General features: G+C 40.2%; 17 protein-coding genes and 1 pseudogene. 13 read left to right on the plus strand and 5 right to left on the minus strand.

Annotation, left to right across the window (positions count from 1 at the left end):
- Positions 1–287: 287 nt before the first annotated feature.
- The 7 genes from HC000_RS09170 to HC000_RS09200 all read left to right on the plus strand — a co-directional run bounded on the left by HC000_RS09170 (position 288) and on the right by HC000_RS09200 (position 6,356).
- Positions 288–1,595, plus strand: a complete 1,308-nt coding sequence (locus HC000_RS09170) for a M20 family metallopeptidase (protein ID WP_179807498.1) — start codon at positions 288–290, stop codon at positions 1,593–1,595.
- A gap of 190 nt (positions 1,596–1,785) precedes the next feature.
- Positions 1,786–2,787 carry a fatty acid desaturase gene (locus HC000_RS09175; RefSeq protein WP_011329065.1) on the plus strand — a complete coding sequence of 334 codons (1,002 nt, stop codon included), beginning with the start codon at positions 1,786–1,788 and terminating at the stop codon, positions 2,785–2,787.
- Between the two features lie 32 nt (positions 2,788–2,819).
- Positions 2,820–3,614, plus strand: a complete 795-nt coding sequence (locus HC000_RS09180) for a LuxR C-terminal-related transcriptional regulator (RefSeq protein ID WP_179807499.1) — start codon at positions 2,820–2,822, stop codon at positions 3,612–3,614.
- 180 nt (positions 3,615–3,794) lie between these two features.
- Positions 3,795–5,057, plus strand: coding sequence for a tyrosine--tRNA ligase (gene tyrS / locus HC000_RS09185; protein ID WP_179807500.1), 1,263 nt, complete (start codon positions 3,795–3,797; stop codon positions 5,055–5,057).
- Positions 5,058–5,164: 107 nt separating this feature from the next.
- Complete coding sequence (locus tag HC000_RS09190; protein ID WP_232503352.1) at positions 5,165–5,365, plus strand: hypothetical protein; 201 nt, start codon at positions 5,165–5,167, stop codon at positions 5,363–5,365.
- A 132-nt stretch (positions 5,366–5,497) separates the two neighbouring features.
- On the plus strand, positions 5,498–5,860 hold the full coding sequence (locus tag HC000_RS09195) for a GFA family protein (RefSeq protein ID WP_179807502.1): 363 nt from the start codon (positions 5,498–5,500) through the stop codon (positions 5,858–5,860).
- A 58-nt stretch (positions 5,861–5,918) separates the two neighbouring features.
- On the plus strand, positions 5,919–6,356 hold the full coding sequence (locus HC000_RS09200; protein WP_086993227.1) for a Rid family detoxifying hydrolase: 438 nt from the start codon (positions 5,919–5,921) through the stop codon (positions 6,354–6,356).
- Positions 6,357–6,436: 80 nt separating this feature from the next.
- Here HC000_RS09200 and HC000_RS09205 read toward each other — a convergent pair whose 3' ends face one another.
- Positions 6,437–7,630 carry an MFS transporter gene (locus HC000_RS09205; protein WP_011329059.1) on the minus strand — a complete coding sequence of 398 codons (1,194 nt, stop codon included), beginning with the start codon at positions 7,628–7,630 and terminating at the stop codon, positions 6,437–6,439.
- Between the two features lie 114 nt (positions 7,631–7,744).
- On the opposite strand from HC000_RS09205, the gene HC000_RS09210 reads away from it, so the two are divergent.
- The gene (locus HC000_RS09210; protein WP_179807503.1) at positions 7,745–8,539 is read left to right on the plus strand and encodes a helix-turn-helix transcriptional regulator; all 795 of its coding nucleotides are present in this window, start codon (positions 7,745–7,747) and stop codon (positions 8,537–8,539) included.
- On the opposite strand, the gene HC000_RS09215 is transcribed toward HC000_RS09210, so the two are convergent.
- Positions 8,527–10,593 (minus strand): TonB-dependent receptor, encoded by a 2,067-nt coding sequence (locus tag HC000_RS09215; protein WP_179807504.1) that lies wholly within the window; start codon positions 10,591–10,593, stop codon positions 8,527–8,529. The two genes, HC000_RS09210 and HC000_RS09215, sit on opposite strands and share 13 nt — an antisense overlap.
- A gap of 73 nt (positions 10,594–10,666) precedes the next feature.
- Entirely contained in the window at positions 10,667–11,326 is a 660-nt protein-coding gene (locus HC000_RS09220) for a YoaK family protein (protein ID WP_179807505.1), read from the minus strand.
- 181 nt (positions 11,327–11,507) lie between these two features.
- Here HC000_RS09220 and HC000_RS09225 point away from each other — a divergent pair, with 181 nt between their 5' ends.
- The 3 genes and pseudogenes from HC000_RS09225 (at position 11,508) to HC000_RS09235 (ending at position 13,380) form a co-directional block, all read left to right on the plus strand.
- Positions 11,508–11,756, plus strand: coding sequence for a TIGR03643 family protein (locus HC000_RS09225; RefSeq protein ID WP_011329055.1), 249 nt, complete (start codon positions 11,508–11,510; stop codon positions 11,754–11,756).
- Between the two features lie 79 nt (positions 11,757–11,835).
- Positions 11,836–12,284 (plus strand): annotated as a pseudogene (locus HC000_RS09230) (hypothetical protein).
- A gap of 19 nt (positions 12,285–12,303) precedes the next feature.
- On the plus strand, positions 12,304–13,380 hold the full coding sequence (locus tag HC000_RS09235) for an endonuclease/exonuclease/phosphatase family protein (RefSeq protein WP_011329053.1): 1,077 nt from the start codon (positions 12,304–12,306) through the stop codon (positions 13,378–13,380).
- A 202-nt stretch (positions 13,381–13,582) separates the two neighbouring features.
- Here HC000_RS09235 and HC000_RS09240 read toward each other — a convergent pair whose 3' ends face one another.
- The gene (locus HC000_RS09240) at positions 13,583–14,962 is read right to left on the minus strand and encodes an NAD-dependent succinate-semialdehyde dehydrogenase (RefSeq protein ID WP_179807506.1); all 1,380 of its coding nucleotides are present in this window, start codon (positions 14,960–14,962) and stop codon (positions 13,583–13,585) included.
- 286 nt (positions 14,963–15,248) lie between these two features.
- Here HC000_RS09240 and HC000_RS09245 point away from each other — a divergent pair, with 286 nt between their 5' ends.
- Both HC000_RS09245 and HC000_RS09250 read left to right on the plus strand, forming a co-directional pair.
- A complete protein-coding gene (locus tag HC000_RS09245) occupies positions 15,249–15,815 on the plus strand; it encodes a Crp/Fnr family transcriptional regulator (RefSeq protein ID WP_089368690.1) in 567 nt (188 codons plus the stop codon).
- 48 nt (positions 15,816–15,863) lie between these two features.
- Entirely contained in the window at positions 15,864–16,361 is a 498-nt protein-coding gene (locus HC000_RS09250; RefSeq protein WP_179807507.1) for a YgjV family protein, read from the plus strand.
- A 34-nt stretch (positions 16,362–16,395) separates the two neighbouring features.
- Here the strand turns inward: HC000_RS09250 and HC000_RS09255 are convergent, their stop codons facing one another.
- The gene (locus HC000_RS09255) at positions 16,396–16,908 is read right to left on the minus strand and encodes an NUDIX domain-containing protein (RefSeq protein ID WP_086993217.1); all 513 of its coding nucleotides are present in this window, start codon (positions 16,906–16,908) and stop codon (positions 16,396–16,398) included.
- Position 16,909 lies beyond the last annotated feature (1 nt).

Consider the following 16,909-nt stretch of genomic DNA (forward strand, 5'->3'; position numbering starts at 1 on the left):
TAGCGAAACTAATTACGGATTATTCACGATCATTTAGATCGGTCAACCGATCAATTAACCTTAACTGATCGGCATTACGCTAAACAGCGTCATTTTTATTGGTGTTTTTACTCTAGTGAGTTTTAGTTACTATGTAGTTTATTAAATGTTTTGCATAATAACTCAAAATAGCTGGGTAATTATTTTCATTGCTCAGTGCATTGCGCATTATCTACTTACTCACGTCAAAATTTTCTATAACAGCACTGCACAGTGTTGCTAAAGGCAGATAATAAAAAGGAACACAGATGAAACGCTCATTAATCTCATTAGCTATTGGCTTAGCAAGCCTAGGGGCATTTAATGCCAGTGCCAATATTAATATCGATAAACAGATAAATCAGGTTGAAGATAAGGTGATTGAATGGCGTCGCGATTTTCATCAGCACCCTGAGTTAAGTAACCGCGAAACACGTACCGCTGCGATTGTAGCACGCCATTTAAAAGCCTTAGGGATGCAGGTTGAAACTGACATTGCTTACACAGGTGTAGTGGGGATTTTAAAAGGCGGTAAGCCGGGGCCAACAGTAATGCTGCGTGCCGATATGGATGCACTGCCAGTAACCGAAAAAGCCGATGTGCCTTTTAAATCACTGGTAACTACCAAGTATAATGGGGTTGATGTTGGGGTTATGCATGCCTGTGGGCACGACACGCATGTGGCTATGCTAATGGGTGCAGCTGAAGTATTAGCCGCTGTAAAAAATGAATTACACGGCGATATTATGTTTGTGTTTCAGCCAGCAGAAGAAGGCGCGCCACAAGGCGAAGAGGGCGGAGCTGAGTTAATGTTAAAAGAGGGGATATTTAAAAAGTATCAACCCGATGTGGCGTTTGGCATTCATGTTATGGCAGGATTAAACAGCGGCCAAATTGGCTATCGTAGTGGCCCAATTATGGCCAGTGCCGATCGCTTCGAGATAACGGTAAAAGGTAAGCAAACGCATGGTTCATCGCCTTGGGGTGGGGTCGATCCTATTTCAGTTGCTGCACAAATTGTCTCAGGGGTTAATCATATTGTTAGTCGTCAAATAGATATAACTAAAGAGCCTGCCATTATCTCGTTTGGTAAAATAGCCGGCGGCGTACGTAATAATATTATTCCCGATAGTGTAGAAATGGTAGGCACTATTCGTAATTTTGATATGGATAACCGCCAACAAATTTTTGAAAAATTAACCACTACAGCTACGCATATTGCTAAAGCGTCGGGAGCCGAAGCACAGGTAAATATTTTTAAAGGTTACCCAGTAACGGTGAATAACCCAGAGCTTACCGCGCAAATGTTGCCAACACTTAAAAATATAGTAGGTAAAGATAACCTGTTTGATGTGCCAAAAGTAACCGGCGCAGAAGACTTTGCTTTTTATGCGCAGCAAGTACCGGGTTTATTTTTGTTTTTAGGCGGCACGCCAACAGGGCAAGATGTAAAAACAGCACCAACCAACCATTCGCCGTATTTTTATGTTGACGAGTCAACGCTTAAAGTGGGCACTAAAGCAATGAGCCAGCTGGCGATTGACTATTTAGCTGCACAGCAAAAAAAACTAACATAAACTTAGCTCACGCTAGGATTAAATAAATTACGGGCGCTATTAGAAGAGGCGTCCGTGTTGTTTTTTGCAGTAATTAGCGTGTAAAAGCATTAGCAACTAGTATCAAAGAGCATAAGAAAGTACTCTCAAAGGTGTTTTTTTTACCAGTTCGGGTATTATCCGCCCCAACATAATTGATCGGTTGTAATTTATGACTCATTTAAGTGCAAAAGAAAATATTCAAGCCATTGTTAAAGCTATTAAGGCTGAAGAGGCGAAGCTACGCGCTAAGCATCCATTATTAACGCATCAAAATACCTTGGGATTGGTTATTTTACTGTTATCTCTTGGGGCATTAGTTGGGGTTGGCTTTTTATATTATTTAGCCATTATTCCTGCGTGGTTATGTATTATTTTAGCTGCTATGGCTGCATCTATTTCGCATGAGTTAGAGCATGATTTAATTCATAAACAGTATTTTAGTAATCAGCCATTTATGCATAATTTTATGATGCTAACCGTGTGGTTAATGCGCCCTAATACTATCAGCCCTTGGTATCGTCGTAAGTTACATTTACACCATCATAAAACTTCAGGCACACAACAAGACCTAGAAGAGCGCTTAGTGGGTAACGGTATTAAAAATCCTTTGTTACGCGCGTTGGTTATTGTGGATGGCTTATTAGGCTTATTAATTAACGCCAAACGTTTTTCTAAAGAAATTAAAGGCTTTCACTTTTTTAAGATATTTAATGCCGGTTTTCCTATTACCACCGCTTACTTTATTGTTTTATACAGCGTAATTATATTTCATGGCGTTAATTTATTTACTGGGCTTGCACAAAGCTCGCCGGCTTGGTTATTAAGCACTATGTCGCTATTTGAGTTTTTAATGGTGGTGTTAATTGTACCTAATATTGTGCGCTCGAGCTCGCTAAATTTTGTTACCTCGTGCATGCATTACTATGGCGGTGTAACCAATATGCTGGAGCAAACCCATGTGTTAACCAGTCGGGTATTTATGCCGTTTCACTTGTTTTGTTTTAACTTTGGTAAAACCCATAGTATTCATCACTTTGTGCCAAATCAGCCATTTTATTTACGCCAAATGCTAAGTAAAAAAGTGCTAAATGTAATGCGCGAACATGGCGTGCGTTTTAATGATTTTGCCAGTATTAAACAGGCAAATTTTTATAATGCTAACGCCAATTAAACTTTTAATTTAACTAAAACACCGTGGCAGTAATGATTGCAAAACCCACTGAAAATGAGCTAATTGCGCAATGTGTTGAAGCAATCAATTCAACTGGTTTTGCACAAAAAATAGTTAATTACATTGCTCATTTAGTGCAATTTGACTGCGCGGTGATTTTAGGCTGTAGAGCCCATAAACACCCCATTTATTTATACGACTCGATAGATACTCGACGCGAGTTATTGTTTCAGCGCTATTTAACCAATTCGTTTATTAACGATCCCTTTTATATTGAACTGTCAAAAAGTGGCCATGAAGGTGTGTATCGGTTAGTCGATATCAGTGCAAATAAAGATTTAGCAGCTTATACCCAATACCAGCAACAGTTTTATAACGAAACCGGTTGGGTAGATGAACTAAGTATAAGTGTGCGCACAGATGAGAGCCGCTGGATTGTTATTTATTTAGGCTTTTTAGAAAGCAAACAGCGCTTTAGCGCCGCACAAAAAAGCACCTTAATAGCTCATTTTAGCCTTATAAAAGCATTATGCCGCCAACATTGGGGCAATAACTTATTATTGCTTGGGCCTTTAACTACCACAGCTACAGGGCGATTAATTGAGCGTGGCTTAGCTACCTTTGCCAACGAGCAACTTACCACCCGCGAGCGACAAATAGCTATGCTATTAGTGCAAGGCTGCGACTCTAACGATATTGCTAAGCAATTAAATATCACCTTAGGTACAGTTAAAAACCACCGTAAACGTATTTACGCACAATTAAAAGTGTCTTCGTTGAGTGAGTTTTTTCAGCTGTTTTTAAACCACTTAATCACTAGCGAGTAAGATTAGTTAGCATAAATATTTGCCTTGCCTTAATACTACTTTCGCACCGTTAAACAGCGCTTCTACTTAAATTGATTAATATAAAGTACTTTCTATCCCTTTAGGGATATATGGTTGTGTAGCAGCTTTAATTAGTATTTTTACCCTAACTAATTAACACATGTGTGTGGGATAAATACAATGACAACACAATTACTGGAAGATATTACACATCGCGGCCTGGTTTCTCAGGTTAGTGATTTAGCGCAGCTTGAGCAGTTATTAGCAACCTCGCAAGTTGTGTATTGTGGTTTTGATCCTACCGCGGGCAGTTTACATATTGGCCACTTAGTACCTTTGCTAATGTTAAAGCGTTTTAGTGATGCCGGCCATAAAGCGGTGACATTAATTGGTGGCGCAACCGGGTTAATTGGCGATCCAAGCTTTAAAGCCACCGAGCGCAGCTTAAACAGTAAAGAAACCGTACAAGGTTGGGTAGCAGATTTAAGCTCACAAGTAGAGAGCGTAATGAACCCGCATTTAAGCGAGCCAATTCAATTAAAAAATAATGCCGACTGGTTTAGCGGTATTGAAGTGTTGGATTTTTTTCGCGATGTAGGTAAGCACTTTTCAATTAATAATATGATCAACCGCGAGTCGGTAAAGCAACGTTTGCAACGCCCTGATCAAGGTTTATCGTTTACTGAATTTAGTTACACTTTATTGCAGTCGTACGACTTTGCTAAATTAAATAGCGAACTGGGTTGTAGTGTGCAAATTGGCGGCAACGATCAGTGGGGGAATATAGTAAGTGGGATTGATTTAACCCGCCGCTTAAATAAGCAAACTGTGTATGGATTAACTTTGCCACTTATTACTAAATCAGACGGTACTAAGTTTGGTAAAACGGAAGGCGGCGCAATTTGGCTTGATCCGAAAAAAACCTCACCGTATCGCTTTTACCAATTTTGGTTAAATTGTGACGATGCCGATGTATACAACTTTTTGCGTTTTTACACCTTTTTATCGGTAAAAGAAATTGAAGCCATTGAAGCGAATGACATTACCAGCCAACAAAAGCCTCAAGCGCAAGGTATTTTAGCCGAGCAATTAACCCGCTTTGTACATGGCGAACAAGGCTTAGCAAGCGCGCAGCGCATTACGCAATTATTGTTTAACGGCCAAGTACAAACACTCACCTTGGCAGAGCTTGAGCAATTAGAGCAAGATGGGCTCGCCGTACACGCTATTAGCGACGCGAAAATTAATATTGCTGAGTTACTGGTTAAAAGTGAACTGGCCAGCTCAAAGCGTACTGCACGTGAGTTAATAAACGCGAATGCGATTAAAATTAATGGCGAGGCCATTACAGATGAGCACGCACAGTTAGATTTTCCGCTGTTTGATCGTTTTTGGGTAATGCAGCGTGGTAAAAAGCAATTTAGGCTTATTAAGTTAGCTTAAAGTGTTACAGGCGTGTTGAATTGAACATCCTATGAAATAAAAAACGCACATAGCCTGTCTACTAATTAGGTTAATAACCTTTTTGAGGTAGTACTATGTGTAGGTCAATGAAACGTAGCCGTGAGGTAAAAAAGTTACAGCTTAACTTTGAAGACGATCTTAGTAATGAGCAACGCTTGCGCTTTGCTGCTAAAGCAAATATAGCGCAAGCGCGCCGTGATGCGCTTAATAAAAACAGTGCTGATAAGCATATTGCTAAATCACGCTTTTTTAATTTATTTCGTTGGTTTAAACAGTATTTACCATAAATTTAGAGGCACTAAATAGTTGCTTTAGGCTGTGGTGTTTTATTGCTATGCAGGTACACTTTTAGTATAAAACTCGTGTAATACCGAAGCACCCTTAAGGGTGGAGCTCGTTAAAAATAATGGATATATAAAATGAACATAACTGGAAGCTGTTACTGCGGCGACATAAAATACCAAGCGAAAACACAAAGTAACACGCTATTAGTGTGCCACTGTAGTGATTGCCAATGCATGTCGAGTGGGCCATTTAGAGCGGTAATAATGAGTGAGCCTAACGGTGTTACTTTTACGCAAGGTAAGCCTAAAGAATATATAAAAACGGCGCAAAGTGGTAATAAACGTGCGCAAGGGTTTTGTGGTAATTGTGGCACCTCACTTTATGCTACCAACGAAGCGACAGAAAACCGTGTATATGGCCTTAGAATAGGGGCGGTTGATCAACGCGATGAGTTTACGCCAGTAGCGCAAATTTGGTGTCAGTCTAGCGTTAGTTAGCTGAACGATTTAGTGCAAGTGCCTGCATTTGCCACCACCCCAAAAAATTAGGTTTATGATGAAAAAAATAACATTAATTACCTTATTCACCAGTGTATTGAGCAGTGGTTTTGCTAATGCAAAAAACAGTGATATTGAGCACTTAAATGCGGCCTCAGCAAGTTTACCTTTTTCGCAAATTGTAAGGGTCGATAATACCTTGTATATGTCGGGTCAAATTGGGCTTACAAGCAGTGGTAAACTAGCACAAGGTGGTTTTGCAGCAGAGACTAAGCAAACGCTCGAAAATATAAAAAGTACTCTAGAGCAGCATAATTACAGTATGAAAAACATAGTAAAGTGTACGGTTATGCTAACCGACATAAATGACTTTAAAATGTTTAATAAAATATATGCTGAATACTTTACCCCGCCATATCCTGCGCGCAGTGCGTTTGCAGTAAAAGCGTTAGCACTAAATTCAGTTGTAGAGGTTGAATGTATTGGCGCTGTTTAAGCTAAATATATAAAAAGTACTAAACTATAATTAGTTATAAAAGTGGGCAAATGATTACACCGCCCACTTTTAATTAACGCTTACGCTTTGTTGCGCATAGTAATATTACGCCCGCCTAAATAACCAAACACCGCACATAGCGCGCTCGCACCTGCGCAAAACCATAAAGTAGATGCCCAGTTACCAAAATAACTATGCAGCGCACCTGCAATAATAGGCCCAGTAGCGGCAAGTAAATAACCAATACACTGCGCCATACCAGAAAGTGCCGCAGCTTGATGTGAGTCGTGAGTACGTAAACTAATAAACGACAAGCCCAATATAAAGCATGCACCCGAGCAAAACCCCATAGTGATTGACCACACAGACGCATAGTCTGGCATATACAACAGTCCAATCGACGACAGGCTTGCCAACACTCCTAAAACAAAGGTGAGTACGCGCTGATCTTTTAGTTTTGCTAATAAGGGAATTAAGATAATACCGGGTAAAGCCGAAGCTACCTGAAATGAGCCTTGCAGCGCACCCGCTTGTTGTGCGCTGTGGCCACTGTCTATTAAAATGCTTGGTAACCAGCCAATAATTATATAAGTAAATAACGAGTTACAGCCAAGTAGCAAAGTAATTTGCCACGCAAGGGCTTGGCGCCACACTTTAACGTCACCGGTGTTTTCAACCAGATCTTTAGTCGGTTTGGTGCGTAGCTTTAATTGCGGTAGCCAAATAAATAAACTTATTAAAGTAATTAACGCGTAACTGGCTAAAGCAATTTGCCAGCCCATTTGTTTATATTCGGCAAGGGGAATAATTAACGCTGAGTAACTACCGCCAAAAATACCCATAGCAAGCACATACGCCGAGGTCATTACAGCCACTTTGTGTGCAAAGTCGCGCTTAATTAAACTCGGTAACAGCACATTACCTATCGCAATGCCGACCCCAATGACAGCGGTGCCTAAATAAAGTACCGGCACAGAATCTATCATGCGCGATGCTAAGCCTAAGCCAATTAAAATAAGGGCAATAAAAAGCGACACTTCTAAGCCTTGCCTTTTAGCTAAACTAGTGGCTAATGGGCTTGCTAAAGCAAATGCAATTAACGGTAAGGTGGTAAGCATACCGGCTTGTGATGCGCTTAAATTAAAACTAAGAATTATTTGGTCCAGCACGGGGGCTAAACCAGTCACTGGCGCACGTAAGTTACTGGCAATAAGTAAAATTCCCAGTACTAATAATGCGTAAGATAAGCGAGATTGAGATTGTTGAGTTAACAAGGTAAACGTCCTAGCAGGTTGGTTATTTAGCAAGAAGCAATAGAGACTAGTATAAAGGCTAAGTCATCACTATAATTTAGTAAAAGAGACATTAAATAACTAAAAACAGACAAAATGCAGCTTCCCCAAGATTGGAATGAAATAAAAAACTTTGAAATCATGCCGCAGCCGGTTATTGCTAAAATAGAATATGCCCAGCTTAGCCGTGAAATTCCGCTGCATACTCATCCAAAAGGGCAGTTAATTTTAGCCCTGCACGGTTATGTTACCTGTGAAGTGGCAACAAAAATGTGGATGGTGCCTACTCATAGCGCCATTTGGATCCCGGCAAATGTAGAGCACAGTAATAGAGCATCTGATAATGCGCATTTATGCCATTTATTTATTGATGCAAACTTACAAGGTATGCCAAGTACAGCCTGTACATTAACCATTAGCCCATTAATAAAAGAGTTAATGCTTAGTTTGGCAAGTAATCAGCAAAACTATAGCTTAACGGGTAAAACCGCACGGCTTGCACAGGTATTATTTGATCAGCTGGTGGATATGCCAATTCAACCTTTAGACTTTGTACTATCAAAAAACAGTGTTATTAAAAACATGAGCAATCAACTTATTAGCCAGCCTTATAGCCGTAAAACATTGCCACAATGGGCACAGCAATTTGCTTTTACTGAACGTACTTTAGCGCGGTTAATAAAAAAAGAAACCGGTATGACCTTTGGTAAATGGCGCACTCAATTGCATATTATAATTGCACTGCAGGCGTTATCTAATCAGCAAAGTGTGCAGCAGGTATCGGAGCTATTAGGTTATGAGTCGGTGAGTGCGTTTATTACTATGTTTAAAAAAGTAATGAAAAAATCGCCCATGCGTTACATGAGCGATCTGGATGTTTACCAGCTATAAGTTGCTGAGATCATGGCGTTACGTGGCCGCCCTGGAAAGTAGCGGTCGCCGGTAAAGCTAGTGTAATCGGCGCGCTCGGCATAAGCGGTATCGGTTAAGTTAATAATACGCGCTGCAAGCGCTAAGTTATTTGTTATTTGCCACTGCGCTCGTAAACTTAAAATGTCATGCCCGTCATAACTGTGTAAGTTTTCAGGATCGGTATAGTAACGACCAACATGATGCCATTGCAGTGCCACATTGGCGTTATTAAACGCCTGCCAGGTTAAATCTAAATTGGCAATTTTACGCGGGGCGGTATCAACATCATTATCTTTAATATTGATATTATTGAGTATTTGCTCATTAGTATAACTATGCTTGGCATAACTGGCGGCAAAGTTAACTGACCAAGTTGAGGTGAGAGCATGCTCAAGTTTAAACTCAATCCCGCGGTGGCGCGAGCTGCCATTATTCACGGTAAAAAAGTCGCTGTCGCGGTAAATAGTATGGTGCTTACTCATAGCATAAACCGATAAATTATAACGACTATTTTGATAAACGCCTTTTAAGCCAAACTCAGCATTATTAGCTATTTCGGCACTTAAATTAGTGGTGTTTTGCTGGCGTTGTAACTGATATAACTCGGCGGCTTGTGGCGCTCGGTAGCCACGCGAAAAGTTAGCATAAAGCAGGTTATTAACAGTGTACTGATAGCTAACCCCAAGTTTTGGCGATAAGTTACTAAAATTATTTTTTGTACTTGCAGGGCGGCTATATCGGCAACCACCAAATCCGCACTCTGTACCGTCTTCTTTCGTGCGCCCCGCTAACATGTTGTTAGTGTAGTCGTATTGCATGTGCTCATAACGAGCGCCAAGAGTAACTAACCAATCGTTTAGTTGCAGATCAACACTGGCAAAAGGTGCATATAAAGTGGCATTTACGTCGTAATCGTAATGCTTACCTTGGGGGACTGTAGCAACTAAAAATGCCGAGCCTTGAGTTGACTTGTTTTGACTTTGTAAAAAGTCGGCGCGGGTGTATTCGCCATCTAGGCCAAAGTTAAGCTTAATATTATCCTCTAGCTGATGTTGATAAAGCGACTGCAGCCCCACACCGGTTTGACTGTTGTGCTCTAGTGGCGTACCAGGTAAAAAATGCTTAAAAAAGTCCATACTTTGGTTACGAAAATACACCGTTGTTGAGAGTGTATCGTCATTTATTTGCCAAGTGGCGTTACTCCATACTCGTAACGAACGTGCTTTTCTAAACGCATCCGGATCAAAGTTTTGTTGTGCTATGCTCTCGTCTTTATAGCTTTTAAGGCCAGTAATAAAGCCTGCGGTTTGTTGATCTAAATGGGTATAAGTAAGCCCAGAAGTAAGCGCTAAATCGCTATTATTATACCGGTGACGTAAGTTTACCTTTTGTTGTTTTACGCTTTCATCATCGCGATAGCCGCTGTCGTCAGTAATGCTGGCGTTAATACCTAACCCACTGCTGCCCATATCGTGGCCAGCACGTAATTTATAGCGGTTATAGCCAAACGAGCCATAATCTAGTCCGATTAAGCCGCCATCTTGCGTTGTATCTGGGGTGATCACGTTAATAACCCCATGCACCGCATTTGAGCCATACAGGGCAGAACCAGGGCCTTTAAGTACCTCTATACGCTGCGCCATTTCGCTATGTGCTTCAAACAACTCGTTTATATTACAAAACCCAGCTGCTCTTAGTGCAATACCATCCTCAAGTGTGAGTAAACCACCACAGGCACCTGCGCCGGATAAAACAGGTGAGCGCAGCGCGGGTAAATATTCTTGGCCATTACCACGTTGTATATTTGCGCCAGCGACTCTTTGCATGGCTTCTTCAATATGCGTAGGAGCAATGGCATTTAATTGTGCTTCATTGAGCACGCTAATAATTACGGGTAACTGTGTACTAAGCGCCTCAACACGCGACGCAGTGGTTGTTATGCGCTCAATTGGCTGAGCATCATTTTGCTTGGCAATGGCTATAAGTGGTAGCTGAGAGAGTAACAGCAAAGGGGGGAAGTAATGGCGTTTCATATATTCCTACACATTGATTATATGGCAATAGTGCTATGGTAAGCGTTAGGCAAACGTATTGAAATAACTTGCGTTAAACGGTATTGCGTAAACGATAAAGCCGATAAGTAATTGATAAAATAAAGCACATAACAGCCGGTACTACTAAAGTTGCTACAGAAAACAATTCAAATAGCATAAACCCAATTGCACCACCGCATAAAAAACCTAGGGTGATCAGTAAAAACACCATGAATTTTCGGCCATCTACAGCATCGCCTTTTAATGCGCGGCCCATCATTAAACCAAGGTCGGTAAAAATACCGGTTAAATGTGTAGTACGTACTACTGCGCCACTGTAATTGGTTGCCAGCGCATTTTGTAAACCACAAGCGGCAGATGCCAGCACTATGCCATAAACAAAGGAGCTATAAAGTAAGTAGGCACTGGCTAGTAGTAATAACCCTTCAATAAACAATAAAGTATCGTAATGTCGGCCTAACTTTAACGAACCACCGTTGAGTAAAAACCCCGACAACGCAGAGCCAAGCATAAAGCTAATTATGATACTGAACAGTAATAATGCCGCACTGCCATCACTCATTAATTTAATGCCAAATAAAGTAACAGAGCCCGACAAATGAGAAATAGCCTGATGTTCAAATCCTAATAAACCCACGGCGTTCACAATGCCGGCAATAAATGCCAGTGTAAATGCGCCATATTCAACCCAGCGTGGCAGCTTTGTAAACATAGTTAACTTCTCTATACTTGGTTATAGATATATTTAATATCATACACTTAAACTTTCTTCTTCTAAAATAATGATAAAAAATAACCGTAATTAAATATATCTCTATTTTATATGGCTTAAGTTAAATTGATCGTGCAATTTTAGTGCTTCGTATTAGTTATTTTTTAAAGAGAAAATAACTATGTTTAACGCCCAGCAGCAATCGCGCATTATAGAAATGGCATGGGAGGATAGAACCCCGTTTGAAGCAATAGAGCAACTTTATGGCTTAAACTATTCGCAGTTGGTGGTTTTTATGCGCCAAAATATTGCCAGCGGTAGCTTTAAAGTATGGCGAAAACGCCACGCTGGGCGCAAAACCAAACATTTAAAGCTGCGTGATCCCGCCATTATGCGCAGCCATTGTAAAACGCAATATAAGCAGCGTTAAGATTAATTTATACAGAGTTTCATATAATGTTCAGGCTAACTTGTTAATCTTGCGTTATTAACTAAAGCAGAGATTAACTATGTATAAAACCATTTATAGCGCATTAATTATTTTAATATTGAGCTCATTTAACGCACAAGCAAAGCACGACAAAGATGATTATTATGATAAGCACCATAATAAACATAGTAAATACGAGCATGGCTCAAACAAGCAGTACAATAAAAAACACCATAATAAAAAACACTATTCAAATAAGCATGAGTGGAAAAAACACCATAAAAAATATGATCGCCACGATAACTACTTATCTAAATAAGAAGCTAAAAAACTTATTCGTCAAGGGTGGACACCACCGGGTTGGCATAAAAGTTACCACAGAGGTGATATTTAGAGCGTGATATTTATAAGCGTGCCAAAGTAATAGACAGATACCGAGATAAAGGTACTGTACGCATAGAGGTAGATCGTACTATTATTCATATGGTACACGACACGCGCGAAATACTGTCTATTTTGAGTCGATAAGCAACCAACAGGAATTTAAATGTTTATTACGCTGGCAATAATAACAAGTTTTTTATTATTTATAACGCTATTACCTATGGCGTATAGCCAGCATTACCTGGTGCGTGGTTGCGACTTTATTCGCTTACAAGTGTTTTATATTGCAAGCTTTATAGCATGTGTTGCTGGGTACTTTGCATTTAATAACGCCACAGACTTTTTGTATATTGTTGCAGGCGCTGTATTAATTCTGTTTTTACAGGGAAAGTGGATATACCCATATACTTGGTTGGCAAAAAAAGAAGTGCAAAGCGCCTCAAAACACATTGCGCACAGTGTAAGAATTATGTCGGCAAATGTACTTATGTCGAACCATAACAGTGAGCAATTAATTAGCTTGGTTGATCAGCATCAACCCGACCTGCTTATTACCCTTGAAAGTGACAGCTGGTGGCAAAATAAGTTATCAGTACTTAAAAAAGACTATCCATATTACATAGAGTGCCCTAAAGACAACCGTTACGGCATGCACCTATACAGTAAATTTAAAATATTTGACGCACAAATATGCCAGCTAATAGAAGACGACATACCGTCAATTCATATTTTATTTGCAAGTGCACAAGGGGTTAAAATGCAAGCGCACTTTATTCACCCAGCGCCACCAAGCCCCACCGAAGAAGACTCATCGCGGCCGCGCGACTCAGAACTAATTATGGTAGCAAAAGCACTTAAAAACCCAACACGGCCAACCATAGTTGCCGGCGACTTAAACGACGTAGCTTGGTCGCGCAGTACCCGTTTGTTTATGCAAATTAGTGGCTTACTAGACCCCCGTAAAGGCCGTGGCTTTTACAATACTTTTCATGCAAGTTACTTTTTTATGCGCTGGCCGCTGGATCATTTATTTCACAGCGAAGGGTTTAAAGTAAAGCGTATTAAACGATTAGCTAAATACGGTTCTGATCACTTCGCGCTATTAACCGAGCTAACCTTTGAAAATGCCGACCAACAATCGCTAGAAACTAAATCGGCGCAGCACAAGCAAGAAGAGATTCAACAACTCGCTATGAGCAAAGCAGATAAACGCAAAGTGCCAGTGTTTGAAAAGAGTTAAGCTTTCAGTAATTAATTTATAAAGAGCTTAGGTGCTGCGTTTTAGCACGTGATAAAAATGATGAGTAAAAGTGCGATATAAAATCGTAATAACAAAAATTGATGTTAGATAAATTGAATACAAAAACACCGCGCTGAATTAGCGCGGTGTTTTATTTTACTTTCTAGTAACGAGTGTTTAGTACTCGTACTTTATAGTAAGTTTATGAGCTGTGGATCATGATGCTTTTAACGTTCACAAATTCGCGCATGCCAAAGCCGCCGTGCTCTCGACCGTAGCCACTTTCTTTAACTCCACCAAATGGTAAGTTTGGTTGCGCTAAACCGTAGCCGTTTATGTTGATCATGCCGGTGTCGAAGTGCTTTTTAGCCAGCTCAATGGCTTTTTTCTCGTCTTTTGAGAAAATGCCGCCACCTAAACCATAGCGAGACGAGTTAGCAATTTTCATTGCATCGTTGTTGTCTTTCGCTTTTATAAGCGAGGCAACAGGGCCAAATAATTCGTCGTCGTACGCTGGCATGCCTGGCGCTAAATTATCAAGTAGCGTAGGAGGGTAGTAAAAGCCGGTTTGCTCTGGTATTTCACCACCGGTGACTATGTTTGCTCCTGCTTTAACCGATTGCATTACTTGCTCGTGAATACCGTCGCGTAAATCTTTACGTGCCATTGGGCCTAAATCAGTGCCGTCGGCCATTGGGTCGCCCATTTTCATGGCTTCAAACTGCTGTTTTACTCTCGCTTTAAAGTCATCATACAGAGATTCAACCACTACAAAACGTTTTGCCGAAACACACGTTTCGCCGTTGTTGACCATACGTCCTGCTACACAAGTTTTTACGGCAAGTTCTAAATCGGCGTCATCAAGTACTAAAAAGGCGTCGTTACTGCCAAGCTCTAGTACGGTTTTTTTAACGTATTTACCCGCTTGCTCGGCCACTTTTTTACCTGTGCTATCGCTACCGGTAAAGGTAACGCCGCTAATCGCTTTATGCGCTATGAGTGCGCTGGCTGTTTTGCCATCAATAAGTAGGTTACTAAAGCAGTGCTCAGGAAATCCGGCTTGTTTAAACAAGGTTTCAATTTTTTCGGCCATACCAAATACATTACTGGCATGCTTTAACACTGTGGTGTTACCGGCCATAATATTAGCGGCGCTGTAACGAATTACCTGGTAAAGCGGAAAGTTCCAAGGCTGAATGCCAAGTAGTACACCCGTAGGCTGATAGCTAACAATTGCGCGACCGCCGTCCATGTCACGTTCTTCATCAGCAAGAATTTTAGGGCCGTGCTCGGCACTGTAACGACAAATGCCTGCGCACAGTTCAACTTCTTGCAAACCTTGGGCGTATACTTTACCCATTTCTTCGGTCATAAGCTTGGCGATGGCATCTTTTTGCTCTTCGAATAATGAAGCTAATTTGTTTAAGTGTTTTGCACGTTCGGTCACTGACACTAAGCGCCACTGTAAATAGGTTTGATGAGATTTTTCGATTACCTGCTCAGCTTGCTGTTGCGACAGCAGCGTATAGGTATTAATGATTTGCTCAGTTGTTGGATTGATCGTATTAACTGTGTTGCTCATTGTAATCTCCTCTATGTTTGTCTGTACTGAGAAGTGCAAAGGTAATGCCAGTTAAAGTTCTATTCGAGTTTATTTATAAGTTTATGTTATTAATAAATTTAATGTTTTTTATAATATGAATTTAATATTCTTATAGTTTATTTATCTGTTATATTTTGTAAACAATGCAAGTAGCTGCAAAATTTACAAGAAAATTAAAGTAATTTACGTGTTTTTAGGCTTAGCTTTTTATTATTAGCTTGCTAGTTAGAGCCAGTAAACCCTCATCAAAAAATGGTTAATATAAATGAATGAAATTTCAATCTTGCCGCTAGGCGATAGCTATCAAGAACTTGCTGCAAATTTAAAACTGCAACTTGCAGCGCAATACCCAATTAAGCATATAGCGCGCGATACCGTATTGTTACAACAAGGGCAAAAGCAGCGTTATGGCTATTTAATTCTTGATGGGGTGTTAGGTGCAATACATGATGATGCACAGGGCGGGCAAAGGTGTAAGGAGTTTTACTTTAAAGATGAGTTTGCGCTACTTTATGGAAACTGGCTAACGAATACCGAAGCGTTTTATCAACTAAAAGTAATTAATAGGGTAAGCGTTATTAGCGTCCCATTGAATGTATTTAATCAACCCGAATGGCAAATAATTAAGCAACAACTTATTGCGCAGCAGCTTATATTTAAAGAGGCCAAAGAAGCATTTTTATTGCTTAATACACCCGAGCAACGCTACCGTTATTTATTAGCCGAAAAGCCCCATTGGTTGGCGCAGCTAAGTTTAACTCAAGTGGCTATGTATATTGGTATTTCGGCAATTTCTTTATCAAGAATTCGTAAACGACTTAACTTAAGTTAAGAGTAATAACGTTAAAGCTAGTTAGACTTGCTGTTTTAAGGAGTCACTATGTTTTTAATTGCTCAGTCGTTAGTTGCTATAGCAACATTACTTGACCTTGCTTCGTTTCAGTTTAAGTCGCGTTCGTTAATTTTAACCTGCTTATTTATGTCGGTATTGCTGACTGCAGTGCACTTTTTTATGTTGGGGCACAATAGCGCAGGTTGCTTAATGTTAATTGCCGCCTTTAGGTATTTTTACTGCATTTATGCACGTAAAACGTGGGCAATGTATGCTTTTATGCTGCTGTGTTGCGTGGCTGTTTATTTTACTTGGCAAGATTGGTTTAGCGCACTGGCACTTATTGCGACGTTAATTCAAACGTTTGCATCGTTTCAAAAGCACGACTTACATATGCGTTTATGTATGGTTGTAGGTACTTTATTTTGGATAAGCCATAACGCTTTTGCAGGCTCACCGGTCGCTATTGTTATGGAAAGCTTATTTTTAAGCAGTAATTTAGTTGGCTTGTATCGTTTTTATAGCACAAAAAAAATACCTTGTTGAGCTTTACTCAGGTGTAAGTAAAGCTAATTACAGGCTATAACTGTTTAGCTATTTCTTTGAGTAAATAGGTTTCGCGAATAATCGACAGCCCCTGCTTATCGCTGGTGGCAAGTGTTCGCTCGTTATGCTCAATTGCTTCATTTATATCTACCCACTTGGCAACCATACCATTTTGTTGCTCGTAGTGTTCAAGCTGCGCTTGGCCTAACTTTTGGTCAATATTACATACATAGCAATAAGACTTTATATGAATAATGTCAAAGTCGTCTTTGTACCAAGGGCGGTACTCTTCATATAGGCCGAACTCTTTTTTTATTACTATATTTTGTGCGCCGGTTTCCTCTTGTAGCTCACGTATTAACCCTTGCTCTATACTTTCGTGCTCATCAACACCGCCACCAGGTAAACTAAAGTCATCGTATCTCTTTGTATACATTAATAAAATATGCTGTTTATGCATGGCAATAGCGCGGGCGGTAATACGTGTAAATTGGCTGCCTTGTTCAATATTAATACTTGGGTGAATGAGGGTTTTTAATGGGCGCATT

It is taken from the genome of Pseudoalteromonas sp. MIP2626, assembly GCF_013414205.1.
Lineage (GTDB): Bacteria > Pseudomonadota > Gammaproteobacteria > Enterobacterales > Alteromonadaceae > Pseudoalteromonas > Pseudoalteromonas nigrifaciens.

Excerpts from the sequence above, each read along its gene's own strand:
- HC000_RS09240 (WP_179807506.1), bottom strand. The coding sequence starts at position 14,962 with ATGAGCAACACAGTTAATACGATCAATCCAACAACTGAGCAAATCATT.
- HC000_RS09255 (WP_086993217.1), bottom strand. The coding sequence starts at position 16,908 with ATGCGCCCATTAAAAACCCTCATTCACCCAAGTATTAATATTGAACAA.
- HC000_RS09175 (WP_011329065.1), top strand. The coding sequence starts at position 1,786 with ATGACTCATTTAAGTGCAAAAGAAAATATTCAAGCCATTGTTAAAGCT.
- HC000_RS09225 (WP_011329055.1), top strand. The coding sequence starts at position 11,508 with ATGTTTAACGCCCAGCAGCAATCGCGCATTATAGAAATGGCATGGGAG.
- HC000_RS09250 (WP_179807507.1), top strand. The coding sequence starts at position 15,864 with ATGTTTTTAATTGCTCAGTCGTTAGTTGCTATAGCAACATTACTTGAC.
- HC000_RS09235 (WP_011329053.1), top strand. The coding sequence starts at position 12,304 with ATGTTTATTACGCTGGCAATAATAACAAGTTTTTTATTATTTATAACG.
- HC000_RS09245 (WP_089368690.1), top strand. The coding sequence starts at position 15,249 with ATGAATGAAATTTCAATCTTGCCGCTAGGCGATAGCTATCAAGAACTT.
- HC000_RS09170 (WP_179807498.1), top strand. The coding sequence starts at position 288 with ATGAAACGCTCATTAATCTCATTAGCTATTGGCTTAGCAAGCCTAGGG.
- HC000_RS09195 (WP_179807502.1), top strand. The coding sequence starts at position 5,498 with ATGAACATAACTGGAAGCTGTTACTGCGGCGACATAAAATACCAAGCG.
- HC000_RS09190 (WP_232503352.1), top strand. The coding sequence starts at position 5,165 with ATGAAACGTAGCCGTGAGGTAAAAAAGTTACAGCTTAACTTTGAAGAC.
- HC000_RS09220 (WP_179807505.1), bottom strand. The coding sequence starts at position 11,326 with ATGTTTACAAAGCTGCCACGCTGGGTTGAATATGGCGCATTTACACTG.
- HC000_RS09200 (WP_086993227.1), top strand. The coding sequence starts at position 5,919 with ATGAAAAAAATAACATTAATTACCTTATTCACCAGTGTATTGAGCAGT.
- HC000_RS09210 (WP_179807503.1), top strand. The coding sequence starts at position 7,745 with ATGCAGCTTCCCCAAGATTGGAATGAAATAAAAAACTTTGAAATCATG.
- HC000_RS09180 (WP_179807499.1), top strand. The coding sequence starts at position 2,820 with ATGATTGCAAAACCCACTGAAAATGAGCTAATTGCGCAATGTGTTGAA.
- HC000_RS09215 (WP_179807504.1), bottom strand. The coding sequence starts at position 10,593 with ATGAAACGCCATTACTTCCCCCCTTTGCTGTTACTCTCTCAGCTACCA.
- tyrS (WP_179807500.1), top strand. The coding sequence starts at position 3,795 with ATGACAACACAATTACTGGAAGATATTACACATCGCGGCCTGGTTTCT.